At 65.7% G+C, this 1,658-nt stretch carries 1 protein-coding gene and 1 pseudogene; both read left to right on the top strand.

Annotated elements, in window-relative coordinates; translation table 11 throughout:
- The first annotated feature begins 244 nt into the window (after positions 1–244).
- Positions 245–1,099 carry a hypothetical protein gene (locus ACZY08_RS29700; RefSeq protein WP_463781880.1) on the top strand — a complete coding sequence of 285 codons (855 nt, stop codon included), beginning with the start codon at positions 245–247 and terminating at the stop codon, positions 1,097–1,099.
- A pseudogene (locus ACZY08_RS29695) lies at positions 1,096–1,658 on the top strand (NlpC/P60 family protein); the annotation flags it as partial. The gene ACZY08_RS29700 and the pseudogene ACZY08_RS29695, both read left to right, overlap by 4 nt.

Here is a 1,658-nt window from a genome sequence, read left to right as displayed (position 1 = left end):
GTTTTGGGTGTGGTTGGGGGGTTGGTGTGGTGGTTAGTTTTGGTGGGTGAGTGGCGGGTCGGTTGGTGCGTATGTGGCGCAGGTCGATCGTGTGTTGTCTGCTGGGGTGGGGTTGTTTCCGGAGTTTGGTGGTCCGGGTCGGGTTGATGGTGGCGCTCCGGTGGTGCCGGGGGCGCCGTCGGGTGGTCGGTTGCAGACGGGTGTGGAGGGTGCTGCCGGGGGTTATCGGCAGGGCTGGTCTGGTGTGAGCGGGTTGGATGCGGATACCAACACGTCGGCGGCTGATGGTCGTTCTGCGGGTGAGCAGGGTCGTGGTGGTGCGTCGGGGGTGCGGGATTCTGCGCGGTCTCAGGCGGCGGCGATTGCGCCGGCGACCGGGACGCCGGCCGGCAGTCGGTTGATGGTGTCGACGATGGATGAGCGGCTGGGTGCGATGCAGCAGCAGATCGATGCGACCAAGGCTCAGAACAAGTTGTTTGCGGCGCGGTTGCGTCAGGTGGCTCAGGCCTATCGGTCGATGTCAGCGATGGGTGGTGGCCGCGGGATGATGGGCGGGATGGGGATGCCCAGTTTCGGCGGTGGTGGTGGCGGTATGCCCACCGGCGGTGGTGGTGGTGGTATCCCCGGACTGAGCGCACTGAGCTCCTTGTCCTCACTCGGCCGCAACGGTGGGTCTGCGCGAACGGTGTCGGCGATCGCGTCCGGCCGGACTCTGGCCGACGGTCCCTTGCCAGCGGGGAAAGCTTCTGAGGACCGGCTGCAGCGCAACACTATCCGTATCAATCGGGCTGTGTCGGCGGCGTTCCCGGAGATCAAGGAGATCGGTGGCTACCGCCCCGACTCGATGAAGTGGCATCCGCAAGGGCTGGCGCTGGACATCATGATTCCGAATCCGACGAGCCCGGCCGGTATTGCGTTGGGTAACAGGGTTGTTGAGTTCCTGCAGACAAACCGGGAATCCCTCGGTGTTGATCACACTATTTGGCGGCAGCAGATCGACAGCGGTGGCGGACCGAAGCTCATGGGGGACCGCGGTGGTATCACTGCCAATCACTTTGACCATGTGCATGTGGCGTCGACGGGAGGTGGTTACCCGTGACCGGGTCGGTTGGTGCGTATGTGGCGCAGGTCGATCGTGTGTTGTCTGCTGGGGTGGGGTTGTTTCCGGAGTTTGGTGGTCCGGGTCGGGTTGATGGTGGCGCTCCGGTGGTGCCGGGGGCGCCGTCGGGTGGTCGGTTGCAGACGGGTGTGGAGGGTGCTGCCGGGGGTTATCGGCAGGGCTGGTCTGGTGTGAGCGGGTTGGATGCGGATACCAACACGTCGGCGGCTGATGGTCGTTCTGCGGGTGAGCAGGGTCGTGGTGGTGCGTCGGGGGTGCGGGATTCTGCGCGGTCTCAGGCGGCGGCGATTGCGCCGGCGACCGGGACGCCGGCCGGCAGTCGGTTGATGGTGTCGACGATGGATGAGCGGCTGGGTGCGATGCAGCAGCAGATCGATGCGACCAAGGCTCAGAACAAGTTGTTTGCGGCGCGGTTGCGTCAGGTGGCTCAGGCCTATCGGTCGATGTCAGCGATGGGTGGTGGCCGCGGGATGATGGGCGGGATGGGGATGCCCAGTTTCGGCGGTGGTGGTGGCGGTATGCCCACCGGCGGTGGCGG

Source organism: Mycobacterium sp. IDUB_9 (assembly GCF_055419505.1).
This window is presented reverse-complemented; position numbering and strand designations above follow the sequence as displayed.